Here is a 5,478-nt window from a genome sequence, read left to right on the forward strand (position 1 = left end):
AAAGTAATGAGTAATTGCAATTTAATATCCTTCATGGGTTTTAAAAATTTGACAGCGCAAAGATAATTTTTAGTTTTGAGAAAAGCAAGTTCAAAAAAAAAACGAACGTGTTGAAAATGAGGGGATTAAATTTTTTGCGTGAGGCATGCGAAGGGCAAGCCGTCAGGCTTGGTGCGAAGCCTCTCGCACACGCCCTTAACCCCATAACCAGGGGGTGGGCGGGTGGGGCGCAGCACCGAAGCGTTAGCGTAGCCCGTAGCACGCCGACCTTGCCCACACCAGCGCAGCGCAGTGTGGGCAAGGGCACGCCCAAAAAAGTAAAACTATTTTTTAGACCTAACCGATAAAAGCTATGAAATTTTGCTATTTACTTTTTGGTTAAATTTTGTTAGGTTTGCGTGTACTTGTGGGGGAAGTTCTATGGAGAGAATGGCAAAAATAGCATCGTATTGCAACGGTAATAAGGATCTGGACAGGGCATTGAAAGATTTTCCACCTGAAATGTGGTCTTACAGACCTACGCCCAAAAGTTGGAGCATCAATCAGATTTTAGCTCACCTTGCGGATAGTGAAGCACATGCATATATCCGCTTACGCAAAATTATCGCAGAACCTGAAAAAATGGTCATCGGCTACGACCAAGATAAATGGGCAGATAGACTGTTTTACGAACAACAAGATCCCACTTTGAGCTTAATGGTATTCAAGTTCCTGCGCACTGCTAATGCCGAACTTCTTAAAATTATCCCTGAAGAAGTATGGGATCATTTCGTATTCCACGAAGACTACGGAAAGATAACACTGTATGATTGGTTAGATAAACACGAAAGACATTTACATTTGCATATTTTTCAAATGTACAGAAACTTAAAATCCTGGGAGGAGGAAGCAAACTGACATGCTTACAAAATGGATAACTTTGGGGCTATTGTTACTTTCAATTTTGGCATTAAGTCAAGAGAAAGAAGAAACAAATTTTCGTCAAGCCTTTGTGTTCAATGTACCTAAAATTCATTCCATAGGTTCTATTGGTATAGACTTGCAATACCAAAAAAAACTTGAACAATTTGAGTCCTACACAGGATTTTTGAACGTATCTTTCAACGCTATTAAGCATCCTAAGGAACTTCGTTACCGTTCTTATTTGGAAGAGAGTAATACATTTATTTTGGGTAAGCTCAATTATTTTACAATTTTACAGACTACCGTAGGCGTCCAAAAAACCTTGCTAAGCACCTCATTTCTCAATCAAGTCAATATTCATGCAGGGATAGGCATAGGACCCTCTATTGGTATACTTACTCCCTATTATCTTGACATATACGTAACGCAAGTCAATGGCAATCCCGTAACGCCTTACACGGTTCAAGAGCCTTTTAATCCTGCCCGTCATAATGCTACAAATATTTATGGTTCATCAGGGTATTTTACAGGAATAGACAAAAGCAAGCTCAAACCAGGAATAGGTAGCAGAATTCAAATACAAGCAGATGTTGAAGATGGGCGCAAGTTTATTCGAGGGCTTATGGTAGGGCTACAAAGCGATGTATTTACCACGCCTATTCCAATGATGTACAACGCTAAGCAATATCAATCTTTTCATGGTCTATTTTTAGGGATTTTGTTAGGTAGCCAATGGTAAAATATGCATATTTTATACTTGCATCAGTATTTTTGTCCGCCCGAGGGCAGCGGAAATAATCGTTCTTATGAATTCGCAAAGGAATGGGCAAAAACACACACGGTTACCATACTTACCACTAAGGCTTACTTTCCGAAAGACTATTTTAATTCGCATAGATTCATTGAACACGTTTGCCACTTACAAATAGACAACATTAACGTAGAGGTCTTAAACATTGACTATGCGCATACTATGAATTACGCACAGCGGATACATGCCTTTATGCAGTACGTAATACTCTCAATCCGATACTTAAAGCGGCATCACAATTTTGATGTAATATATGCTTCTTCTACTCCTTTAAGCGTAGGTTGGATAGCGTATCAAGCATATAAGCGATATAAGATACCTTATTTTTTTGAAGTGGTAGATCTTTGGCCTGATGTCCCCATTGAAATGGGTATTATCCGAAATCCTTTTTTCAAAAAATGGCTTTGGAAGTGGGAAAAAAAAATTTATACCTATGCCGATGGGATTATTACACTCTCATCAGGAATGACGAAAAAAATTCTCGCTAAAAAAATACCTGAAAGCAAAATTTTTACCGTTCCTAACGGAACAAATACGAACTTCTTTAAGCCTTGTCCCATAGAAAAGAAACAGGGGTACAAAAGCGCACTGGGTTTTAACTCAACGGACTTTATTGCTATCTACTCGGGTACTGTGGGCAGGGCAAATGGAGTAAAGTACCTCATAGAGATAGCAAATTTAGCCCAAAAGGATAATTTGAAAGCAGTCAAGTTTGTGATTGTAGGTTCAGGAAACCGAATAAAAGAAGTCAAAACGCTTGTTCAAAAGTATGAACTGAATAATATATATTTTTTTGACGCTGTGCCTAAAACGCAAATTTTACCTTACTTGTATGCAGCCGATGTAGGTATAATTACCTTTGAAAAATATCCTATTCTCAATACTAATAGCGCTAACAAATTTTTTGACTATCTTGCAGTAGGTTTACCCATCTGTGCTAACTATCAAGGTTGGCAAGCAGAGGTAGCTCATAATAAAGCAGGTTTATTTGCACCTTCTGATGACATAAGTACCTTTTATCAAAACTTCAAAAAACTTTTTTTTGACTCATCCATGCGCAGCGAATTTGCTCGCAATGCTGTGGAATTATCGCGAATGTATGATAGAAAACATTTGTCCGCACAAGTATTGAGTCTACTTGAAAGGCAATATAATGCCAAAAAAGAGCAACAAGTATCATCCGCACTTTGACAGAACTCATTTTATTTGTTTCAAAATTTTTTACTTTTGTACAGCATGACCTTGACCTATAAAAGCTTTTTGGTTCTCCTCATTGCAGTAATTTGTATGGGATTAAGTTTTTTTTGGGGATTTTTGTTAGCAGTGGCATGGATAATAATCGTAGTTTGGGCAGGTTTTGCAGTGGTAGATTATCGGCTTATACCTCATAAAGAAAAATTTGAAATTGCTCGCGAAGTACCTGAAAGACTTTCTCTTGGCGACCCTAATGAAGTTGTTCTTACCTTACGGAATATCACTAAGCGTACTTGGAAGGGTTATCTTGGGGATGATGTACCAATGATTTTTCAAATGCGCGAAGCAATATTTTCATTTACTATTTTGGGTAATCAAGAATTGCAATTTTCTTACACTATTACGCCCAAGGAACGAGGTAAGTACTACTTTGAAACTGTGCATTTGCGGATTATAGGGCTTTTAGGTTTAGTGCGGCAGGATTATGAGTATATCTTAAAAAACACCGTATCCGTATATCCTGGGTATTTGAAATTAAAGCAGTATCAACTTTTAGCCCGAAAAAATCAGGTAGAGCAAATTGGAAGGCGTAGTATTCGCAGGTATGGAGAGGGGCGCGAATTTGAAAGTCTGCGTGAATACACTAAAGATGACGAATATCGCAAAATCAATTGGAAAGCTACTGCCCGAAAAGGCAAACCTATTGTATCTCAATATCAAATTGAGCGGAATCAAAATGTAATTATTCTACTCGATGCAGGGCGAATGATGCGCAATTCAGATGGCTTCATGAAACGATTAGACTATGCCATCAATGCTGCTTTGATGCTTAGCTATGTTTGTGTTAATAAAGAGGACAACGTCGGAATTTTAGTTTTTGGCTCAAAAGTGCAAAGCTATCTTCCTCCCAAAAGAGGTATGCAGCAAGTGCATGCCATTGCAGAGCTTTTGCACAATGTTAATTATGAGATGACCGAACCTAACTACTCCATAGCTTTTCAGTACATACAAAAAAAGGTTAATAAACGTGCTTTAATTATTTTGATTACAGATATTATTGACCGCAGAGCTTCAGATATCTTAATTCAGCAATTTACACAGCTTTATCCAAAACATTTACCTTTGTGTATTACGTTGAGAGATAAAGAACTCCACAAAATAGCTACAACCATTCCCCGAACCCCCCAAGAAGCTTTGCAAATAGGCATTGCAGAACAAATTTTAGAACAAAGGCTATTGGCTTTCAAGTACTTGCAGCGCAATGGTGTACTAACTTTGGACACATTACCTGAAGACTTGACTGCAAAATCTATCCATCAATACTTGATTATTAAAGCAAAATCTTTGTTGTAAAAATATGTTACACTCGTATTCTTTTAATGGGAATATTTGGAAAGTTCGTATAGACACTCAACAATCTTTGGCAGTTGTGGAAGTACGAAATGGGGCAGAGTACATCACTTACTTTCAAGTTATTGACCTAAATGCTAAAAAGCAAATTGTAAAAGACTGGGTACTACACGAACCTTGGTTGGTAGGCGTAGAACATATTGACAGTGGAATTCTGTACATTCATCAATACAGAAGTCCTGAAATTCCCGAGCATTATGGCATATATGCTTATGATGTACATTCACGGCTATTAGTATGGGAGCAGCCCCAACTTTCTTGGTTCAAAAAGGCTAAATTTACTGTAATTGCTTATTTTCTTACGCCCGAAGGTACAAGAAATTTTGTAGAAATAGATGCAAAAGGCAAAATTATTCAACGTTATGGTGAGCAAATTCCTATTCACGTTTTGCAGGATGCTGAAAACACTGAATTAGATGCTTTTGAACAAATGAAATTTCCAAAGGCAATACTTTTAGATAAAGCCGAAAATAAAGACTATCTTACCTTTTTTAGAACTTTTGCCCCTTCACTTAAATTTCACTATGCTGAATATCTTGATCTTGGTCAAAATCATATTTTGAGCTACTATACAATGCACAAAAACGGATTGCAAACAAGTATGAATAACTATCTTGTTATTTACAACGCAGATGAACAAAAAAAGCTTTGTGAAGTTTGCCTAGCTCAAAATGTGCATAAGTTTGCGGTGGATACTTTTTACATGTATCAAAATCATTTATTTTTTGTGGAAGTTCCTGGTACTTTGCATGTATATTCGTTTTGAAAAAACCGTTCATGTATGTTTTTGTACCGTTCATGTCAAAATTTTAACTGTTCATGCGCTTTTTTTGACAGTTGAAGTATGAAGTCGTTATAGTTTGAATTAAGCTTTTGTAATTTTGTATCAGAGAACAAGAGCAAGGGCGTGGGTTGATTCCCCAAAGGGTTGAGTCCCCGCGCTTTTTTATTTAATAGGCTGCAAATAACCCACTTTTTAGGTGAATACACATTGTACAAAATTTAACCACCTTTGCTTGCATAAAGAATGTAGGTAAAGAAAAGATTAAGCTTTAATTTTTTGGGCGTGCCCTTGTGGGCTTTTGCCCACAAGGTCGGCGTGCTACGGGCTACGTGCGGAATGCCCCGACCCTTGCGTCAGCAAGGGGCACGCCCAAAAA

6 protein-coding genes are annotated in these 5,478 nt (G+C 37.7%); all 6 read left to right on the forward strand.

The genetic code is table 11. The annotated features are described in order from the left end of the window. The first annotated feature begins 116 nt into the window (after positions 1–116). Positions 117–347, forward strand: coding sequence for a hypothetical protein (locus NZ519_11345; protein MCS7029347.1), 231 nt, complete (start codon positions 117–119; stop codon positions 345–347). A gap of 73 nt (positions 348–420) precedes the next feature. Then, positions 421–897 carry a DinB family protein gene (locus NZ519_11350; protein ID MCS7029348.1) on the forward strand — a complete coding sequence of 159 codons (477 nt, stop codon included), beginning with the start codon at positions 421–423 and terminating at the stop codon, positions 895–897. Between the two features lie 46 nt (positions 898–943). Then, positions 944–1,642: a hypothetical protein gene (locus NZ519_11355; protein MCS7029349.1), complete on the forward strand. Its 699-nt coding sequence runs from the start codon at positions 944–946 to the stop codon at positions 1,640–1,642. Positions 1,643–1,645: 3 nt separating this feature from the next. Next, positions 1,646–2,905 (forward strand): glycosyltransferase family 4 protein, encoded by a 1,260-nt coding sequence (locus NZ519_11360; protein ID MCS7029350.1) that lies wholly within the window; start codon positions 1,646–1,648, stop codon positions 2,903–2,905. Between the two features lie 96 nt (positions 2,906–3,001). Further along, positions 3,002–4,261, forward strand: coding sequence for a DUF58 domain-containing protein (locus tag NZ519_11365; protein MCS7029351.1), 1,260 nt, complete (start codon positions 3,002–3,004; stop codon positions 4,259–4,261). Between the two features lie 4 nt (positions 4,262–4,265). Then, positions 4,266–5,084: a DUF4905 domain-containing protein gene (locus tag NZ519_11370; protein ID MCS7029352.1), complete on the forward strand. Its 819-nt coding sequence runs from the start codon at positions 4,266–4,268 to the stop codon at positions 5,082–5,084. Positions 5,085–5,478 lie beyond the last annotated feature (394 nt).

This window comes from Bacteroidia bacterium (genome assembly GCA_025056095.1).
Lineage (GTDB): Bacteria > Bacteroidota > Bacteroidia > JANWVE01 > JANWVE01 > JANWVE01.

Bases quoted from the DNA above. Each gene is read 5' to 3' on its own strand.
- NZ519_11360 (MCS7029350.1), top strand. From the start codon at position 1,646: ATGCATATTTTATACTTGCATCAGTATTTTTGTCCGCCCGAGGGCAGC.
- NZ519_11350 (MCS7029348.1), top strand. From the start codon at position 421: ATGGAGAGAATGGCAAAAATAGCATCGTATTGCAACGGTAATAAGGAT.
- NZ519_11370 (MCS7029352.1), top strand. From the start codon at position 4,266: ATGTTACACTCGTATTCTTTTAATGGGAATATTTGGAAAGTTCGTATA.
- NZ519_11365 (MCS7029351.1), top strand. From the start codon at position 3,002: ATGGGATTAAGTTTTTTTTGGGGATTTTTGTTAGCAGTGGCATGGATA.
- NZ519_11345 (MCS7029347.1), top strand. From the start codon at position 117: ATGAGGGGATTAAATTTTTTGCGTGAGGCATGCGAAGGGCAAGCCGTC.